The 16,526-nt window shown below is 47.8% G+C and carries 18 protein-coding genes; 2 read left to right on the plus strand and 16 right to left on the minus strand.

Translation table 11 applies throughout. The features are described 5' to 3' along the window. Nucleotides 1-2: 2 nt before the first annotated feature. Nucleotides 3-1,049: a DUF6094 domain-containing protein gene (locus ACFSUF_RS19695; protein ID WP_377605709.1), complete on the minus strand. Its 1,047-nt coding sequence runs from the start codon at nt 1,047-1,049 to the stop codon at nt 3-5. Nucleotides 1,050-1,376: 327 nt separating this feature from the next. Between ACFSUF_RS19695 and ACFSUF_RS19700 the strand changes: the two genes are divergently transcribed. Further along, nucleotides 1,377-1,625 carry a hypothetical protein gene (locus ACFSUF_RS19700; protein ID WP_377605711.1) on the plus strand — a complete coding sequence of 83 codons (249 nt, stop codon included), beginning with the start codon at nt 1,377-1,379 and terminating at the stop codon, nt 1,623-1,625. A 61-nt stretch (nt 1,626-1,686) separates the two neighbouring features. Here the strand turns inward: ACFSUF_RS19700 and ACFSUF_RS19705 are convergent, their stop codons facing one another. The 11 genes from ACFSUF_RS19705 to ACFSUF_RS19755 all read right to left on the minus strand — a co-directional run bounded on the left by ACFSUF_RS19705 (nt 1,687) and on the right by ACFSUF_RS19755 (nt 10,858). Further along, a complete protein-coding gene (locus ACFSUF_RS19705; RefSeq protein ID WP_377605713.1) occupies nt 1,687-2,019 on the minus strand; it encodes a hypothetical protein in 333 nt (110 codons plus the stop codon). A 5-nt stretch (nt 2,020-2,024) separates the two neighbouring features. After that, nucleotides 2,025-2,399, minus strand: coding sequence for a hypothetical protein (locus ACFSUF_RS19710; RefSeq protein ID WP_377605715.1), 375 nt, complete (start codon nt 2,397-2,399; stop codon nt 2,025-2,027). Between the two features lie 104 nt (nt 2,400-2,503). Continuing rightward, the gene (locus ACFSUF_RS19715; protein ID WP_377605716.1) at nt 2,504-3,664 is read right to left on the minus strand and encodes a DNA polymerase III subunit beta; all 1,161 of its coding nucleotides are present in this window, start codon (nt 3,662-3,664) and stop codon (nt 2,504-2,506) included. Nucleotides 3,665-3,972: 308 nt separating this feature from the next. Then, on the minus strand, nt 3,973-4,800 hold the full coding sequence (locus ACFSUF_RS19720) for a hypothetical protein (RefSeq protein WP_377605718.1): 828 nt from the start codon (nt 4,798-4,800) through the stop codon (nt 3,973-3,975). Nucleotides 4,801-4,884: 84 nt separating this feature from the next. Beyond that, complete coding sequence (locus tag ACFSUF_RS19725; protein WP_377605720.1) at nt 4,885-5,784, minus strand: hypothetical protein; 900 nt, start codon at nt 5,782-5,784, stop codon at nt 4,885-4,887. 121 nt (nt 5,785-5,905) lie between these two features. Further along, the gene (locus ACFSUF_RS19730; protein ID WP_377605722.1) at nt 5,906-6,457 is read right to left on the minus strand and encodes a hypothetical protein; all 552 of its coding nucleotides are present in this window, start codon (nt 6,455-6,457) and stop codon (nt 5,906-5,908) included. An 87-nt stretch (nt 6,458-6,544) separates the two neighbouring features. Beyond that, entirely contained in the window at nt 6,545-7,231 is a 687-nt protein-coding gene (locus ACFSUF_RS19735; protein ID WP_377605723.1) for a hypothetical protein, read from the minus strand. A 216-nt stretch (nt 7,232-7,447) separates the two neighbouring features. Then, nucleotides 7,448-7,729, minus strand: coding sequence for a hypothetical protein (locus ACFSUF_RS19740; RefSeq protein WP_377605725.1), 282 nt, complete (start codon nt 7,727-7,729; stop codon nt 7,448-7,450). Nucleotides 7,730-7,858: 129 nt separating this feature from the next. Continuing rightward, a complete protein-coding gene (gene ssb / locus ACFSUF_RS19745; protein ID WP_377605728.1) occupies nt 7,859-8,341 on the minus strand; it encodes a single-stranded DNA-binding protein in 483 nt (160 codons plus the stop codon). A gap of 136 nt (nt 8,342-8,477) precedes the next feature. Further along, the gene (locus tag ACFSUF_RS19750; RefSeq protein ID WP_377605730.1) at nt 8,478-9,731 is read right to left on the minus strand and encodes a hypothetical protein; all 1,254 of its coding nucleotides are present in this window, start codon (nt 9,729-9,731) and stop codon (nt 8,478-8,480) included. 17 nt (nt 9,732-9,748) lie between these two features. Further along, nucleotides 9,749-10,858: a hypothetical protein gene (locus ACFSUF_RS19755; RefSeq protein ID WP_377605733.1), complete on the minus strand. Its 1,110-nt coding sequence runs from the start codon at nt 10,856-10,858 to the stop codon at nt 9,749-9,751. A gap of 852 nt (nt 10,859-11,710) precedes the next feature. Here ACFSUF_RS19755 and ACFSUF_RS19760 point away from each other — a divergent pair. Then, nucleotides 11,711-12,706: a helix-turn-helix domain-containing protein gene (locus tag ACFSUF_RS19760; protein WP_377605735.1), complete on the plus strand. Its 996-nt coding sequence runs from the start codon at nt 11,711-11,713 to the stop codon at nt 12,704-12,706. 392 nt (nt 12,707-13,098) lie between these two features. Here the strand turns inward: ACFSUF_RS19760 and ACFSUF_RS19765 are convergent, their stop codons facing one another. From ACFSUF_RS19765 to ACFSUF_RS19780, 4 genes are all read right to left on the minus strand, one after another. Beyond that, a complete protein-coding gene (locus tag ACFSUF_RS19765) occupies nt 13,099-13,692 on the minus strand; it encodes a hypothetical protein (protein ID WP_377605738.1) in 594 nt (197 codons plus the stop codon). Then, on the minus strand, nt 13,670-14,260 hold the full coding sequence (locus ACFSUF_RS19770; protein WP_377605740.1) for a hypothetical protein: 591 nt from the start codon (nt 14,258-14,260) through the stop codon (nt 13,670-13,672). Before ACFSUF_RS19770 ends, ACFSUF_RS19765 begins: the two co-directional genes overlap by 23 nt. Before the next feature lie 314 nt (nt 14,261-14,574). After that, nucleotides 14,575-14,739, minus strand: coding sequence for a Spo0E family sporulation regulatory protein-aspartic acid phosphatase (locus ACFSUF_RS19775; RefSeq protein ID WP_377605743.1), 165 nt, complete (start codon nt 14,737-14,739; stop codon nt 14,575-14,577). Between the two features lie 32 nt (nt 14,740-14,771). Beyond that, nucleotides 14,772-16,502 carry an LPD1 domain-containing protein gene (locus ACFSUF_RS19780; RefSeq protein ID WP_377605745.1) on the minus strand — a complete coding sequence of 577 codons (1,731 nt, stop codon included), beginning with the start codon at nt 16,500-16,502 and terminating at the stop codon, nt 14,772-14,774. Nucleotides 16,503-16,526 lie beyond the last annotated feature (24 nt).

The raw sequence follows: 16,526 nt of genomic DNA on the forward strand, positions 1-16,526 counted from the left end.
TTTTAGCCTTGGATCGTACGCATATTCCCGAGCCGATCAACCATCTTGAAGGTAATTTTGAATACCTCCGTCTCGGTGACGATCGTTTCATCGGGTGTCTCCTGCACATTCTGAACCGTCTCTTTCCTCACAATACCCTTTAGCACATGAAGCAAAGAGCCTTGACCGACCTTGCCGTTGAGCCGGCCGCTGGCCATCCTAAGGACGCGGTGCATTTCCTTATCCGGCAACAACGGCTGCAGTTTGGCGGCAGGCTTCTTCGGGGTTGTCCACTCCATGCCCCTTCGGGTTAATGCGGAGCTAAACGACACTTCCCGAACCTGGTCAACGTCCATTCTGCTTGAGCGGAATAGCTTCGGAGTGATGTTACCCGGCAGCACCTTGTACAGCGGCTCGTCGAGCATTGGGAGCCGTTCCAAATCGCTGCCTTCCTCCATCAACCTAAGAATCCGTTCTACCTCATTCCGGTCAAGGAACTTCTCCTTTCGCTTGCGGCCGATCGTGTACACTTGATGATAGGTGTCATCATGCGACTGGTACACTCGAATGTCATCCAGGTTTGCCACAAGCATCTTCACGACGTCCGAGGTCATCCTTCCGCGCGGGATGTTATAGACGAGAATACCGTCGACAGCCACATACTGCAGAAGATGCCTCAAAAATCGCTTCTCTTTACGCTCCACCTTAGCGTCAATGGTCTCGCTGTCCGAATCATAGGGAGGATTCAGATACATCAGACGGAATGTGTCTCGGCTGATTCTGCATTCCTCATACCCGCCGAACAAAGCATTGGGTATCCGCTCGCGGAGCTCCAAGTACTTTTCCTCGTTAGGCTCAATTCCGAAACCGACTGCCGCCGAATCTGCCATCAGAATTTCAAGTGCGCGCCCGCTTCCTGCGCAGAAATCCGCAACAGAAAACGGGGCTGTGGGAAACTGCAGAAGACTGCGAATCGAGAGTATGTCCCCATCCGTCGTCTCAAAATTACCCATCCTCACCTTGTTCCGGACAATCCGGTCGAACATGCCTTTCATCTGCTCTGCTGACATTGCATATTACCTCCTTAAAATAAAAAAAAGAGCCGACGCGGAAGCGTTCAGCTCTTATTTCCAAGTATGGGCTCAAACGAAAAAAAGACATACCGGTGGTATGTTCGTTTAAACCGTCCAAGCAAAATGTGAATTTCCCTAAAAAACGGGACTCGTTCTCCGCCTAAAATATAAAGGCGCAGAAAATTAAAAGTGGTTCGTATTGCCTATTATTATATCATGTTTTCAAGTTCGGTGAATAGACACAAATAAGCCGGTATCGTTTGGAGAAAAGGAGCTTTGCGTTTATACTTAAGGTATACACAATAAATGGAAGGTGGTGTGGAAATGACCATCGAAAATCGCGAAGACACGTTGGAGGAACATGATATCGAAAGTAATCCCGACATCGCAAAAAAGATGGAATGGATGAGAGAGCGTATGGGATTGGAAACCAACGAGGAACTCTTATCGAAAGCCCTCAGCCTGCTGCATCAGACGATTGAATTGGAAGATCAGGGCTATACAGTTGGTGCCTGGAAAGATAGCATGTTCAGCCGGCACGTCGTGAAATACCGGATCGCCAGCAAAAAATAAAACAAGGCCCCTCCCTTCTTATCGAAGGTGAGAAGCCTTGTTTTTTTGTTCATGCCGTAGATCATTTTCTGGACGACTTGCTGCCGAAATAGAAGCCCAGCACCAGCGTCGCGATTGGAGATGCAGCCGAGAGAAATACCTTGAATACATCCAAGGACTTGTCGATCGGCCGCTCTGCGAGAAGCTGATACGCAAAGATACCAAGAAACACCACAATTACCAGAAGAGCGATAAGAATTGCGGCTTTTACAAGCAGCCTTCGTTCCTCATACGTATCTTCCACGAGACTTTGCGGCTTCTTGCCATGCGTTTTTATCGCGCCTTCTACCATCTTCAGCTCTTCATCAAAGTCCTTGATCTCGAGCCCCTTCAATTCCTCCATATTTTCATTCATCTATATTACCCCCCTTGTAAATTGAATTTAATAACCTCCTTCGAAAGCAAGCTTTTCCTAACAGCAAGTATTTCGTAGCCTCTATCCTCCAGCTGAAGTCCCATATTTACAAAGGACAACGCTTTAGAAAGAAGCCCCTCGGTACTGGTGACGTTAAGCCGCTCCGTGAGGTATGTAAGCTTCCCCACCGCTGTTGATTGCTGTTCACCCGAAGAGTCCAATTCAACACTTTTCATTAAGTGGTTTTTCAACTCCGAAACCAATGGATCCTTACCATGAAGCTGGGCGATGAGTTTCCGAATATTGCTACTTGATAACTCCATTTCAACCCGAACCATACGTTCAGCTTCACCGATTGCCCTCTTACCTAATGCCCCCATACTGCGTGTCCTCCTACTCAGACGCCGGCGTAGCCGATGTCCCGAATAATGAACGGACAGGGCTCCCAATGCAGCCTGTCCGTTATGCTCTGAATTACCAACCTTTAACGAACCTGGTTAACAACAGTAATAACGGACGAATCGCCGTCAAATTCGATGTAACCCGGTTGACCGATACCGGCCGTCCGCAAAGAGACGTTTTTGACCTCACGATCGCCAACAAGAAGTGCATCCCGCAGATAGCGTGCATTGTATTTGACCGTCGGGAAACCCTCGTCAACCTTGGCACCCGGGAAGCCCTCGCAAATCTCTCCCGTTTGGGACTGTGAGTGGATCGTGAACTCATCGTTCTCGTTCACTTCCAGCGTGACACGGTTGTTCTCAACCCCACTGAGCGAAAGCATACGATTCAGCGTGTCATCCAACTCGGCACGTGATACCGTTACAGCCGTCCCTTCTTGACTACGGTCGAAGATAAATTGGATGTTCGGGTAATTTCCGTCGGTGAGCCGCCCGAAGTAGACGATGTTCTTGTCCCGCAGCACAAGATGGCTTTCTGCAATGGCAAGATCCACCTTAGACGACTTAAGCGAATCGATAATCCCCTTGAACTGGACGGCCATGATCATAGCATCCTGGAAACTCTCGGGCTCTTCAATCGCGATATCGGAAATATACCGATAGATACGGTGCCTGTCGGTTGCCGTGAACCCCAGCTTACCTCCCGCGTTGTGAAGAAACACCGAAGAGATTGAAGGCGTTTTTTCGTCCGTTCCAGCAAACCTTGCCGCATGTGCTCCTTTACGAAGCATTTCAATCGGACATGAGAGGAAGTTCGACTTTGCCGGCTTTGGAAGCTCCGGATACTGCTCGGAGCTGAGAACCTGCAGATTCGCACGACCACGTTCGCCGTAGGTGACGGTAACCGTCGAATCTTGCTGTGTGAAAGACAGGTTGCCACCCGGCATCCGCTTCACCAGCTCGATTACTTCCTTTGCGTTCATGCAGTAGCTGCCGTCTACACCATTTTCGTTCGTTACTTTTAACACCTGTAGGACCGCCTGTGCCGGAGCATCCATCGCGGTGACGAACAGACTGTCTTTTTTCAGGTCGAACTTGATGCACTGCAGAAGCGGGATCGAGCTCGATCTCGGGACAACCTTGGCGCAAAGCACCAGAGCATCCAGCAATTCATTCTGTTCAATGCTAAAAGCAGTCTTACCCGTCGCGATCGTGTCCAGTTGCTTCTCCTTTGTTGTTGCCATTTACCAATTTCCTCCTTGTTTTTGCACACAAAAAAAGCCACAGAGAAGCAGAAAAAGACATACCGGTGGTATGCTTCATCTAAATCTCCATGGCTAAAATGCGTGCCGTTATTTTGTTGTCCTTTGCCGGACGCTCCTTCACATGCCGAAAATAGTGACGGCCGTGAAAATTTGTGTTGATTAGTATTGCATATATATTACCATGTATATCCTATCACCTTCAATAGCTTGATAGAAAAGAAGAGCCGGTGGTTTCCCACCGGCCCGCCGAAATTATCTTCCCAGCTATTGGATTATGTTGTGCCGTTCTATGAAAGATTCGCAGCTTCTGCTTCTTGTCTTCGGATTCGGAAAAACCAAAAAACCAGTAACAGCGTTATTCCAAAAGGTAAAAGCGACCATGCAGGGTGAAACAAAGGGAGAAATAAGGCCAGTATGATATCAACCACAGAAAGAAGGGAAATTGTCATCATCCGCCAATTAATCCCTCTCCCCCTCAATGGATTGGATAGTTTCCACAATCCTATCGAAAGACCAACCGAGATTATTCCGGACCCGTAATACAACACCTCAGTAACTGTGTTCGCGGTTTTAACGTAGAGGGTGAGTATCCCGATAATAAAAAAGCCTAACATCACGTACCCTATCATCAATGCGAAAGACCCGAGGATTGTGATTAGGGTCATAGTTAATATGATTCCACGGCCAGTAATCGTCGAAAGAAGTTCATTTTCAATTCCCAAATCGTTGTTAGCCCTAATATTCCCGATTTCAACCTGGAGCTCAGAAAGGAAGCCGCGAGCCTCCTGTTCCGAAGGGTTCAAATAGAATGATGTCATTCTTGCTCGTAAGGCTTCGGACAATCCAGCACCTACCGAGCCAAGTTTTTCAATCAACTTGTCACGGTTTGCAGCTGGATCTTGTAAATAGAGGGCCAGGAAACTCTCTAATTCATAATACTGGGAAATTTTCTGCGCTTCCTTAGCCTCCTTGGTCTTCTCTTTTTCCACCAGGACCGACTCACTCTTCTTAAAGAGCCAAACCAGTATTCCACCGATAATGGTGAAAATAAGGGAGGCTTCAGGGTTAGCCTTCACATCTTTAATTAACGACAATATAGTCTCAATTGCATCCATTTTGTTTCTCCTTCATTCCTCTCCCCGTTATCGGTGAAGGAGATGGTAATTCCCCTTCACCGCGGGGTTACTTCATGAGGACACCTATTTTCTAGTAATAACCTTGTTCTGTAGTGGGTAGGAGCTGTCCGTACGGATCAAGATGCCGTCTGGTCCACCAAGATCAACACGATTCCGGGCAATGATGTACCCTAGTCCGGTGCATCCATCGGTCCTGTGCGTTCCTTGAACAATACGGTAATTTCCGCTGTCGTACAACACGTTGAAAACATGTAACTGCGGATTCTCGGCCAACAGCTCTTTAGTTGCATCCGCAAACGGTACCCAGGTATACCGGGTGATGTTTGCTTCGTCGTTGCCTTCCGGCATGACGATCTCTGCTTCACGTAAAAGCCTGCAGAGCCGGTTATCGTCCACGATTTCACGCAGCAATTCCGGAGTTTTCTCTCCCAAATAGAAGAACTCACCACCGAAATCGCCTGTTAAGACCTTAATGTTGTCTTCGTTTTCCCACTCCGTTACACCTTTATATACATCCCAAGTAGTTATCGGGCCTTTTTGCACGAAACCTTTGTTCTTTAATTCCTCTTCTGATTTGATGCTCGAGACTTCGACCAGTAACATATCCTTAGCGTTCTGCGGAACGTTTACTCCATAGTACGAGCGCAGCGTCTCTGCAGCCGAACACTTGATGGCTTCAACAGCTTCCATCTTCCAATCAAGACCGTCCCTGTTAACGATGCCAGCAAGCAGATTCATGTAGACGGCCGTAAACGTGTCGGACAATAGACTATTCGGCAGTGATTCTACTGGAATAGCCATAGTGGTCATACCACTGGCAAGTGTGCGTTGCGCTTCACCGATCTCCTCGCGGAGATTAAAATCAAACGCTTTGCTCCTGGCGTCAGCGGCGAGCGTTTCAGAAATAAGGTCATAAGTATCCTGCGGCATGATGCAGACAACAACATTTTGCGAATTGGTCATCTGAATAAGCTCCTTTCGCCCCTTCCTCTAGGAAGGGGCGCATAATGTAATGGCCCCCTCCGGAGAGGGAAATGGACGAACCTATGCTCGTTTCATGTCAACAGATCCAGACTGCGGGAGTTCAACATGCGGCCTGTACTCCGCCTTGCGGCAACCCGGTATTCTGTTCAATCAGTTCTCGCCGAATGGTAATAAGTTCGGCCCGGCCGATGTACTCACCCAACATGCGGAGCACAGCAGCGTCAAAGAGAAAATCGGATTCCGGCGTTTCTTTCGAAGGGTCTTTGGATCCGAACGTCCAGCGGAACCCAATCTCCTGTTTTGTCATGGCGGGGAAGATAATACTGACGCCCAAATGGTAGGCGCGCATCGTCAGCTGAAGCTTATCCCCGATCGGCTGCACACAAAGCATTGCTGCCGGCCGGTGCGCTTTATCAAATCTGGAGACGGCCATATTATCCATTAGGTGAAGCTCCGGCCCATCGCAAACTTTGCAAAGTGCGAGGAACATGTTGTTCATGGACATATCCTTTTGGAGAAAGTTATGTCCGCAGCAGTCGCACGTTACCCGCTTACTCTCGCAAATGCACTCGCTCTCAACTGAACCGGTTTCTTCCGAGCCGTACACTTCCGGTTTCCCGCAATCGAAACAATCTGTTTTATATCCATCCATTCTTATCCGCTCCCTTCGCCCCTCCTTACGGGAAGGGCGCAAATTAGTAGGCCCCTTCCGCAGAAGGTTTGAAGAGTAACGATACTCCTAGATCAAGGCTTCAACGATCGTGTATTCCGGCGAATTACGTTCTTCGATCTTGTAACGGAGGAGCTTGTTGATGTACTGGCGCGTGTAAGACTCGCCATGATGCCGTAGAACCGACTCGAAGGAAATTGAATCAAAGGCACACCAGTCCTTCAAGGTCAGGTACTCATCCCCGCCATTGACTTGTTGAATGAAACAGAGATTTTTGTACACGAACGCATTTCCCAAGCTCCAGTTGCCATGGCGAAATTTCGCGATCAGTTCGTCGACAGAGCCCACTTCCAGAAAAGATTCGCGGGTGAACAGCGGATCTTCTGCGGTACGAATCCAAGGATTCCGGTACCCCTCAAAAAGCCAAATGTCCGTCATTCCACGCTTCCCGCAATTTTCGCAGAGAACCTTGCCGTACTTCTGGTTGAAGTAGCACGATTCCCCTGCAGCGATATGATGCCCGCATTCGCAATTCTGTTCGCTTTTACGGCCCTTCTCTTGCCACACGAGTTTACCCGGCAGGTCGATGAATGCACCAGAGTAACGCTCGGCGAACCACAGCCAGATTGCGAAGCGATTGGTGGTCTCCATCCAGATTAGAAACCGCTCCGTCAAACCCTCATCGTTCTTATCAAACGAGACCTTGCTGAACAGCTTCCATAGTTGTTCCAGCTGACGATCATCCAATTTGGACAACTGCTTAATCGTCGGCTCCAAGACGATTTTAAGATCTACGCCACAGGAAAGACAGCGAGCCTCATTGTATGGGAAATCCGACACATAGCTGTCACCGCACGAACAGAAATAAAGCCCTACCTTCATGTGAATGTCTCCTTATCAGCCCCCTTTCGCATGGGGGGACTGTTACTTAACCCCCATGCCGGGTTGCTGATTCCGTTGCCGTACAGCGAATTATTGCCCAATCTCCCGCTTCTCTTTCTCATACAGCTTTTCAAAACCATTATCGTTGATTAAAATACCGCAGCATGGGCAGCGAAGAATCTGCGGGGCGCTCCGGTAGAATTTTTTGATCTCTCCATCGCAGTACTCCCCTTCAATCCGATTCCGAGGGCATACAATGCTCCGGTGAGCCGCCCACAGGTCAGTAACAAGATTCGTTTCGATAACCGGAATTTGAACGCTGAACGAATTCTCAAAGAGATCAAGAAAAACTGGTTTCGCCGGGTCCTTCATCTCAATAACTCCTTATGCGCTCCCTTTCGCCGCGGGGAGACGTATACTCCACCCCGCGACCGGGAATAAAAGAAAGGGAACTCGCTGCTAAAGCAGCAAGAATCCCCTAACTCTAGTTACCTAATGAAGTTAGAATGGCAAGTCGTCGTCGTTGATATCGATGGGACGGCCATCATTCGCGAACGGATCACCTTCGTTACCTCCATACCCACCTTGACCTCCGCGATCACCGCCACCATTTCCTCTGCGGCCACCGCCTCCGTTACCGCCGCCACTGTTCCCCGACTGATTCGGGGACTCGAGAAAACGCACATTGTCTGCAACCACTTCGGTCACATAGACACGTTTGCCTTCGCTGTTATTGTAATGGCGGGTTTGGATACGTCCCTCAACAGCCGTCAAACGGCCTTTCTTAAGGTAGTTAGCACAGGTCTCGGCGAGCTGGCGCCACGTAACGACCGGAATGAAGTCTGCTTCGCGTTCGCGGCCCTCGCTTCCGGAAAATGGACGGTCCGTTGCAAGCGTGAATTGCGTCACCGCAACGCCTGCGGGCGTATATTTCATATCCGGGTCGCGAGTTAATCTTCCAATAAGCACTACACGGTTCAACAAATGAATAACCACCTTTAATTGAGATTTTTGAATTGCCTCCAGTTCGTGCAGGATCCGTTAAAACCAACTAAATTAATGTTTAGTTTCCAACTCTAATGAAAAGTTGCCAACTCTAATGTCAACGAACACCCATCCTCTACTCAAGCAACGTAGAGATTTTCGGGATCAGGTTGTTATCGAGCAGATCATCTAGGCCCTTGCCTTGGGAGATATCCCACATGGCAAGGCTAATTGCCATATCCGTCTCTCTAGCAAAGAATTCAACACACTGCTCCAGCGCCATTTCAACTTCCGGGGTCTTTACCACGTCGGCGTCATAGGCAAAAACAACGTGTTTGCATCCCAACTCTTTCAGTGGCTGAAGCAAAAGCGAAAAGGCGCCTGCGCCGGGGATGCCGAATACAGGCTTCACCAGGCCGTCAGCAGCTTTGTCAGCTTTGATTGGGCCTTCGGTTACCCAAACCTCGGAACAATCCATGATCGTATCCGCTGTCTGGCCCACTTGCCAATACTTCAAGCACGGATGAGGTAATGCAAAATGAACCGGGAGCGGACCACCAATAGAGGCCCCATTATCCTTAGATCCACTGCTCCACCACCAATACCGCTGCCCCTGCTTCAGTTCAATACTGAAAACAAATTGACCGGATTTGGAGTTACACACTTTTTTATCTTTTTCGGTGAGATCCACAAGCAGCTTTTTATCCTGGATTTGGAGCTGGCAACGCGCCCTACGCTTACCAGATTCGTCTCGTTCAAGTTCCTCTAGAATTTCTCCCTTAATCGCACCCTTCATCGCCAATTCAAGAGGGGGCTCGTCCACCCGAATTTGCCAACCCGTTATTTCGTTCGTGATTGACCGGAACGGAACCATCAGTCCCGTGCTGCCTGACATGGTCCAATAGGGACCGTAGCGTCCCTCCTGGCAAAAGAAGCCGGGGACGCCAAGCAGGTCGCTTTGATCGCTCAAGCGGTTGATGACGCTTTTCGCGATTTTGTACCTCTCCTGTGTAGGCATAGAGCGGTACTCGCGCAATCGAATCACATCTGGATCAAAGTTACGGTCATTAAGCAAATGTTCGTAGTGTTGAGGGGATAGCGGGAGCTCCTTAATCAAGGCACGGTAGACGCGGTTAAGATGGTGGTCCGGCTTCTTTTCGACAGCCTTATTCACTTCAATCTCTACCTTCGTCTGCGGGACTGCATTAGGATCCAAATAATGACGGAATTGCCTTCCGATGACCGAATCGAAATAATCATCGGACGGTACCCTCATGCAATGGACGATGGTTTGCTCGTGATTGATACGGCACCATCCCTTATGTCCACAAATGGGGCAGGCCGTCATGACCTCGTACCATCCTGCGTGCTTTGTTCTGCGAAGCTTCATGCCCCAACCTCCTGTCGTTACGATGCTTGTGAATTACGGATCTCCTCTTTCATGTGCTCCTCGACGAGACGCAGTTGGCCAGCATCGAGCGCATTAAACCGGCCATTCCAGTTGAAGTTGAGCCACTGCGAGACCTTAGCTTTCAGGTCAGCTTGCGGCCATCCCTCCGACATTTTCATCAATCGGCCGACTAATACTGTTTTGTTTTTATGGAGATCCTGTTCCTCCTGTTTCGAATTGTCCTGACGCTGTCCATTACCGGCATTCGGTTGATCGTTAGAACGACCGGACTGCGATTGAGAGTGTTGCTGCTGAGTTTGAGATCGGTTGCCGGCAGAGGGCGTATGTCCGCTTCCTTGCGAAGATTGACTGCGTCCTTGCATTTGCTGCCCACCTCGCCCATGCACACCTTGACCGCCAGTCTGTCCTGACGCCTGCTCTCCACGTCCTTGCGAATCACTGTTCCCTTTGACGCTTTCAGAGCCTACCGATCCAGACGGCTTCCTCTCATTCTGCAGCTTCTCAAGCGCCTTTTGCCGGGACATCGCAATATAAATGTCCTCGAACGAAGAAAGGCCGGAACCAATGTTGCCGTAACCACCATGAGACAAAGCCCGTCCGACAGCACTTGTCGAGGCATTTTCAATCGGATTGGAGGCATCAACGCCCGAACCGCCAAAACCGATAATTGCACGTTCCTTGGTTTTGAACGGTTGACCGAGCTTGTTCAGTCCTTCGAATTCGCAGGTTATCACCCAAGAATCGTTGATCTGCTCCGGGTATGTATCGAGCGTGTACTTCGCGCTATGTTCTTTGTGTACGGCAATCATCTGCTCAATCCTACCTTCTACGTCGAAATATGGCTTGAAGGTCTCGACGTATGTTTTGCCGTAGTAAGATTGAAGCCCAAACCCCTTGTGTTCCTCAGTAAGAGTGAACTGCTTGTCAATCAGTTTTTCCTTTTGCGAAAGCAGACGAATGTGCTTGTGGAACTCCGGAGGAACCAACTCGTACACCTTCAAAATCGCATCGTGCGCGTGCTTTTTCTTTTCCTTAGCCGTTTCCACCAAACGCTGACCTTCCTCACCCGCCAAGTAAGGATTCTGGTCATAGTTCCTGTTCCCCATGTTCGCAACCTCCAAAATTGAATTTTTATTGCCTCCAGTTCTTGCAGCTGATCATGGATCCATGACCATTCCTCCTTTTCTAAATTACCAACAAAAAAAGACGCATTCGAAAATCGAATGCGTCTCACAAAAATGGCAGCAAAAAAAGGACAGACTTATAGTGTCAGTCCTTCAAGCGTCCATTAACATGCTTAAATTGCCGGTAGGCGTCCCCATCTTCGCTGAAAATGTGACAGCAAAGAAAAATTAGATAAATCAATCGTATTAACCAAATTATATCATCTGGATAGGTAGTGGTAAAGTGGTAGCCGGTTCGGAAAAGAAAAACCCCCCTTCCAGGAGGTATCCTAGAAGGGGGGTTTACTCTGCGTGCTACCGCTATGTAATTGACTTTATCTTAGCATATTATTAAGACTTTCCGCAACACTGACAATAGGGTTTTGGTTAATTCGGCAAGATTCGCCAAAAATCTCCTTTACCGTTTGAAAAGTTGTGATGTATAATTTAGGTGCGTGCTGTAGGGTCGAGTCATACATCTATTTAGGTGTGTGAACATGACCTATCTTTAATGCACACAAATTCATGTGTGTTTTTTTGTTTTCAACCGCCAGTAAATGATGTTAAACGAAAACAAAACGCTACATAAATTAAGCTAAAAATGAAAAAAAGCCCCTACCGGGTCACCATATATTGTCCTCGGCCGCCAAGCGTTGTGACAATGTATGAATCAAGAGTAGAAGCTTTACAACAAATTCGATATGTGCTCATTTTAGCACATCGTTTTTGAAAAATAAAGCCTCTTCTCTCTCTTGAGTATTGCCTTTTTGGGTAGGGCGACAAGGGAGATTTTTTATGTCAGAGTTAAGGAATCTTAAAGATGGGACGGCGAAGCTGCTCTATTATCGCGAGCGGCCCACCGGTAAACGCACACCGAAAAATAGGACGGTTCGGGGGAAGCAGCAATCGTATTTTGAAGAAGAATTAGAGAGATTGTACTTTGAGGAAGACGTTATCCGACAACTATCTTTGGATAAGTTCAGTCAGAACCTGCCTTATCGCGATGGCGACCTCACGATCATACATAATTATATCTTTGACTATTGGGGGTATTTCCTCAAGGCGGAGGGTCTCGCACTATACGGTCACTTGAAGCGCTATTGTTATGGAGATAAGGACTACTGCTGGCCCAACTTGGAGTTAATCGGGCAAAAAATGCGTATGAGTCGTAATACAGTTAAAACATATATTGATCTGCTTGAATCATACAGCTTCATCATCAAGTTCAATGTCCAGAATGCCGACAAGGACAATAACAATGAAAGTCCGTTGTTTAAGGTGCGGAAGAAAGTCCCCCTTTTGTCTCAGGAGTTAATTGATCAGTTGCCAAGAACTCTGCATGATGATCACGAGCGTTATTTGCAAAAGCTCATGTCTACATCCGAAAATCAAATTGACCTTGATCCTTCTATCGATTATAACGAGTTTCGTAAAAAAGTCGAAGAACAGGGTAAGGCGCACCGTAAACCGAAGCAATTATCGCTGTTTGATGCCGAGCAGATGACTGCAGCCAACCGGAAACTTCTTAGGGACGAACAGACCGAAGAAGATAAGGCACGCTGGAGTGCTGTGTTGGACAAGGTAAGGGAAAAGGTAGCAAAGGCTACGTTCGATACCTGGTTCAAGGACACCTTCGCGATCAAACGGGACGGGATTCTTACTGTTTTCACACCGAATAGCTTTGTAAAGGAATGGCTGCAGGACCGGCTGGGTTCCCTAATAACCGAATCGGTAAAATCAATTGACCCACAATTCTATGAATTGAAATTTCAAGAAACAGAGTTTAAATAAACATAGCAGGGGGCCTTCGGCTCCTTTTTTTTTGCTCCTTTTTCCTATCAATAACTGACACCCGGCCTGTAAAATATAAACCCCCCACTATCAAAAATTGACACCTGGGGTATAGGTTTTTGATATGCGCCGATTTGCCCCCTATATCAAAATTTGATACCCGGGTTATCCACAGAATTTAAGCCTGTCAAAAATTGATATAGGGGGGTAAATTATTTATATGTGGTTTACGCCTGTCAATAATTTATGCCCCTGTATCATTATTTGATATAGCTCTATCAGAAATTGATACCGAATAAATACAATAGCAATAAGCACTAAGTAACTTAAGAAAAACAATATTAATAAATAAAAAATATATATATATATATATATATATATTTTTTTCTTTCTTATTCAAAATCATGAAATGAAAACTTGTCGATCAACGTCCGAACCAGGTCTTTTTGATTGCCTCGACGGAGCTGCGAAACGAAATCACAAAAGAGAATCGACAGCAATTCCTCCAGACTCATTTCAAATTCAGGAAAGACTGTATTCGCATCGTACAGGAAGACTCTCCCCCTCTGTGCGGTTTCCCGCTTCAGCCGGATCTCCATTAACGCCCACCTTTTTCGAATGGCAGTCTCGCCCTTCTTTCTTGGGAAGTACACGTTTCTCATCCGCAGTAAGCCATTAACAGTGTCCTTCATCGTCACCGTTTCCTCGTCAACCTTCTCCTCATTCAAGTTCTCCCGGATTTGAACTAAAAAGTCCTCATATAACACATAGATCATGTGCTCGACAGTGAATTCCGCAAATGCTCCGCGGGTCTTCTTGTTGATATCCGCGATAAATACCTCAACACGTTCGAAGTCAATTTCTTCAGCTCGGACTTTCAAGGAAACTAGACGTTTCGAGCGAAAGAGCAGATCCGCCCAGGAATCCTCGCCGGACATCCTGCGAATTTTTTGGGAGATCGCATTATCTCCCCGCTCGATAAGCATCACTGTCCACCTCCCCCCGATAGATGATGTTCATAATCAGGCGATAAACTGTCTTTCGCAGCGATAAGTTCCATTTCAGGGACAATTCTTCGATTACCCTAAAATCGGCAAGCATCGGTTCAGCGTGCATATATTGGCGAGTATCCTTGTACAAAAGAGGCGGGTACCGCTCCGGAAAAATTGCATAATGATCAAGCGCTTTTTTCAGCAGTTTAGTATTGGAAATTGTCTCGTACTTCTTACCAGGATCGTTCTGCTCGGCGCGAAGGTCCTTTGCAAGCCGGCGTAGCTCTTCACGCTGTGCTGGAGTCACCGGGAACTTAATATCCTTCTTCTTGTCCTTCCTCTCCTTCCGAACGCGAACAGAGGCTTTCTGAGACGCCTGACGACGTTCTTGAGCCTCTTTTGGGTAGAACTGAGAACTTTCCCTTTCCGTGGATCTACCAGTCTCTTTCTGAGCTTCCTGGCACACTGCTGGACCCGTTACCTTATCCATTAAAGCTTTTATATCCTTTGTGCCTACGGAGTCTCCTGACGGACGGAAAATCGCGTTCAAACTATTGTTCATGATTGTTCCTCCTCTTTCACCGTACAATAATTCCATTTTTCCATTTGGGACAAGTCTATGATAGCTTAGGTGCAATTAGAACAGGTTTGCGTTTTGGTGGACGTATATTGAGAAGAGAATCTGTCGAGGATAGAGAATATTCTATTAAATCGGGGAGTGTATTTTCTATGGCAAAGAAAGAGAAAGGCTTAAGCAAGGATGAAGCAATGAAACTGGCCGCCATCCTGCAGAAAAGCACGGCCCGCATGAGCGGTCTGCGACTGGTGAAAAAATAAGAAAAAGCGGGCTGCCCCAAGGACATACCCGCTTCAACTTTATCGCTTTAACCCGCGCTTCTCGTAAAATCGATTCAAAAGCGCATCCAGTTCTTTAGATATCTTTAAGACCGTAACAGACGTCAATCCGTACCGTTCACTCGCTCGGTACATTTCTTTTCGCTTGCTCTCGATCGCCTGTTCAATTTGAGCTATTCCTTCCACGTCACAACCTCCACACTGTTTATCGGCAGAATCTAGCATTTTTTCCATAGCTCCTCGTTATGGAGAATGCCGGATTCATAAAGGACCGACCACCAATCCCGAAATGCGTTGTTGATGGCCGTCCTCTCTTCTCCTTGCGGATAAGGACCTCCAAATCGTGTGCCACAGACAAGATATGAGTTGGTCATCCCACGGTCGAAAAGCTCATCCTCGATCCAGGCTTCAAACGCACGAGCAAAGAGTTCGTGATCCCGTTTCCAGTAATCCCCTCGTGCCTTTGCATCGAGAAAGAATGAACTGAAATCACTTGGTACAAAAAATTCAACAGGTACCTCTTTTCCCGCTTCCTTCGCAAGATGGCAATAGAAGAACCCGATTTCCACCAATTGCTTTGGCTTAATGCGATACGAGCCATTTAGAGACGCTAAAGCCTTAGTGACGTCGTAATCGTAACGTTCGAGACGTTGAGGAACAGCGGACACCCAATTACGACTAACTGTCGGCAATTCTTCGGGTACTTCATACTGAAGAAGGCCGTTCCCCTCTTTAATCCGTTTCATCAGAACCTTGAAAGCCCGCTGGACTGGATCTGGCAAACGTGGTCCCGGCTTTTTACTACCGGAGAGGGCTTCTGCCTTGCCATTTACGAAATCATGAGAAAAAGAGTTTAAATTGAAATCCAGCGCATGCGCCCATTCGTGACAAAGCGCGCCGCCGCCATTAAATTTGGTCAAATTAATATTGTTCCTTGGCATCGCTTCAAAATGTGCGGAAGCTCGTCCCGTTCCCCGGGCGCCGAATGCTAGCCCCAAGGCCCCGTAGAAACTGAGAGCTGCACGAGGCAATTTGAGGATCGCTGCCAAGTCGGCATGCGCATTGCCGCTGCAGAGCACATGATAACGGCCCGCCGCATCCTCGACCCAGTTGCCAAACTGAATGCCGCGATACCCATACTGCTGGATGAGGTCCTCAGGCTTCTCGACTCCCGATGGTTCTTGAGAGAGCCGAACGACTTCCTCCGGCACCTTACGTTCCCACCGTAACGCATTGTCCCTCTTGGAATCGCTTCGCGCCTTATTGTCCGTCCAGTTCCAATCCCGTCCTTCTTCTGAGTTAAAAGCTCTGGAGAAGATTTTGTGATAAGCAGGAACCTTTCCTTTTCCGAAGCCTATGAAAATAGACATGAAGCGATCTCCGAGCGATAACCAAAATGCGAAATCAATGAGGAAGGGTTTTTCTTTAACCCTACGCTCATATTGTGAGTGGTATGCGTTCCACACTTCCTCTTTAAGCCTTTGGAAAGCCTGCATAAACAGGTCTTCATTATACGCATCTACAAAAACGAGCTTTAGCTTCGCGATCGCTTGTACGAAATATTCGCGCTGCTTGGCATCATCTGCAGGCCGCTTACTTACGCGGTCCCAGATCAGCTTGATGGCAAACGCGGATTCGGAAGCAAATCCTTGTTCCCGCAGCAAGACCGGCCGGAAACCCTCAAGTAGTGCATCCTTGCAGATAGCATCATATGCCTGCGTCGGATCCTTCTCAAGTGCTTCATACCATTCCGGGGTGAACTTGGTGAGCGCAGCCAAATGCTTCCTCGCCCCCCACAGCTCACTTCCCACATCGTAAGCATAATTTTTACGACCTGCGCCAGCAGCTTCCGCCTCCGGTTTCTCTGTCATCACGGAAACCATTTCGGAAACACCTGCCGACGTATCGGCGAAATAATCAAAAAGGGAAAATTCTATTTGTTCTGCCATGTATGAATTGCCTCCATAGTTCCC

The sequence above is a fragment of the Paenibacillus gansuensis genome, from assembly GCF_042684925.1.
GTDB lineage: Bacteria > Bacillota > Bacilli > Paenibacillales > DY6 > Paenibacillus_N > Paenibacillus_N gansuensis.

Coding starts and splice junctions, on each gene's coding strand:
- ACFSUF_RS19695 (WP_377605709.1), bottom strand. CDS start 1,049: ATGTCAGCAGAGCAGATGAAAGGCATGTTCGACCGGATTGTCCGGAAC.
- ACFSUF_RS19700 (WP_377605711.1), top strand. CDS start 1,377: ATGACCATCGAAAATCGCGAAGACACGTTGGAGGAACATGATATCGAA.
- ACFSUF_RS19705 (WP_377605713.1), bottom strand. CDS start 2,019: ATGAATGAAAATATGGAGGAATTGAAGGGGCTCGAGATCAAGGACTTT.
- ACFSUF_RS19710 (WP_377605715.1), bottom strand. CDS start 2,399: ATGGGGGCATTAGGTAAGAGGGCAATCGGTGAAGCTGAACGTATGGTT.
- ACFSUF_RS19715 (WP_377605716.1), bottom strand. CDS start 3,664: ATGGCAACAACAAAGGAGAAGCAACTGGACACGATCGCGACGGGTAAG.
- ACFSUF_RS19720 (WP_377605718.1), bottom strand. CDS start 4,800: ATGGATGCAATTGAGACTATATTGTCGTTAATTAAAGATGTGAAGGCT.
- ACFSUF_RS19725 (WP_377605720.1), bottom strand. CDS start 5,784: ATGACCAATTCGCAAAATGTTGTTGTCTGCATCATGCCGCAGGATACT.
- ACFSUF_RS19730 (WP_377605722.1), bottom strand. CDS start 6,457: ATGGATGGATATAAAACAGATTGTTTCGATTGCGGGAAACCGGAAGTG.
- ACFSUF_RS19740 (WP_377605725.1), bottom strand. CDS start 7,729: ATGAAGGACCCGGCGAAACCAGTTTTTCTTGATCTCTTTGAGAATTCG.
- ACFSUF_RS19750 (WP_377605730.1), bottom strand. CDS start 9,731: ATGAAGCTTCGCAGAACAAAGCACGCAGGATGGTACGAGGTCATGACG.
- ACFSUF_RS19755 (WP_377605733.1), bottom strand. CDS start 10,858: ATGGGGAACAGGAACTATGACCAGAATCCTTACTTGGCGGGTGAGGAA.
- ACFSUF_RS19760 (WP_377605735.1), top strand. CDS start 11,711: ATGTCAGAGTTAAGGAATCTTAAAGATGGGACGGCGAAGCTGCTCTAT.
- ACFSUF_RS19765 (WP_377605738.1), bottom strand. CDS start 13,692: ATGCTTATCGAGCGGGGAGATAATGCGATCTCCCAAAAAATTCGCAGG.
- ACFSUF_RS19770 (WP_377605740.1), bottom strand. CDS start 14,260: ATGAACAATAGTTTGAACGCGATTTTCCGTCCGTCAGGAGACTCCGTA.
- ACFSUF_RS19780 (WP_377605745.1), bottom strand. CDS start 16,502: ATGGCAGAACAAATAGAATTTTCCCTTTTTGATTATTTCGCCGATACG.